Raw genomic sequence first — 1,184 nt, 5'->3', positions numbered from 1 at the left:
CCTCGTACTCAGAGCAGTTCATCTCGCGTCTGAGTGCGCTTTCCGAGTACGCAATCCAACTCGCGTTGCTCGGTTCACATGCGGAAAGAGTTGCTGACATTGCTCTTGCACCCGTTGAGAAGGAGCCCGCTGCACCTTTGAGCGCGCGCGTTCAACCCGTTGAGGTTGAGCTCCGCAACGTCTGCTTCAGATATGCAGACAATCAGCCATGGGTGTTGAACAACGCCAGCGCCATTATCCCAGCGGGCCAGATGACTGCTATCACCGGTGCGTCGGGTACAGGCAAGAGCACGATCGCCAAGCTCCTTGTCGGACTGCTGACCGTCAACAGTGGGGAAATCCTATTGAATGGCATCCCTTTGAGCCATCTTGGTCCGACCCGGGCCCGGCGCATGTTTGGATGCGTCATGCAGGATGACGCGCTTTTCCACGGGAGTCTGGCTGAGAACATCGCCCTGTTCCAGGAAGGGGCTCCGCAGCAGCAGATCGAGCACTCAGCCCAAGCCGCTTGCATTCACGATGACATTTCAAGAATGCCGATGGGCTATCGAACATCGGTTGGTGACATGGGATCGACCTTGTCAGGAGGACAGCGCCAGCGAATCATGCTGGCCCGGGCGCTCTACCAACAGCCCCAAGCCCTCCTTCTAGACGAAGCGACCAGCCATCTGGATGCAGAAACTGAGCAGAGTATCAATGCTCATCTCAAGCAGATGTCACTCACTGTCATTCAGATTGCACATCGATTCGAGACAATAGATGCTGCGGATTGTCTGCTGCGTGTGCATCCAGATGGGTCCGTCAGCCGAAGGGGAAGGGCTGCCGCCTACTGAGATTCGGGGCTGGTACTCGTGCGTACACAGTCACGGTACAGTGTGGCAATCCCTCTAGCCCTACGTTCGCTTCGGCCAAGAGCTGACATCCGCCCTTCTCTGTCAACGAGAAGGATCAGCGGACCATCGCTGGATTCGGCGCCGCCGAGAGCGAATGGCTGGGTGCTCCACTCACGCCTAGAAGTGAAGCGGACAACAGCCTCGGCCGGCTCGCGGCCCGGCCTGCGCTTCTCTCCGCCGAAGCGGTGCAGTTGGCCAGACCCATGCTCAGATTTGCCATGTCCGTAATCGACCCGAATGACATTGTCGGTGCGCAGCACGAAGTGCAACGGCTTATCGGTCGTTGCATTC

General features: G+C 58.0%; 1 protein-coding gene. It reads left to right on the top strand.

Features of this window, described 5'->3' with window-relative positions; translation table 11 throughout:
- Positions 1 to 833, top strand: an 833-nt coding sequence (locus tag ACFC0D_RS38650) for an ATP-binding cassette domain-containing protein (RefSeq protein ID WP_376446810.1), incomplete at its 5' end; no start/stop codon positions are given.
- Between the last annotated feature and the right edge of the window lie 351 nt (positions 834 to 1,184).

It is taken from the genome of Streptomyces sp. NPDC056222 (assembly GCF_042264065.1).
Lineage (GTDB): Bacteria > Actinomycetota > Actinomycetes > Streptomycetales > Streptomycetaceae > Streptomyces.
Note: the sequence above shows the minus strand (reverse complement) of the source record. Positions and strands in the feature narration are given on the sequence as shown.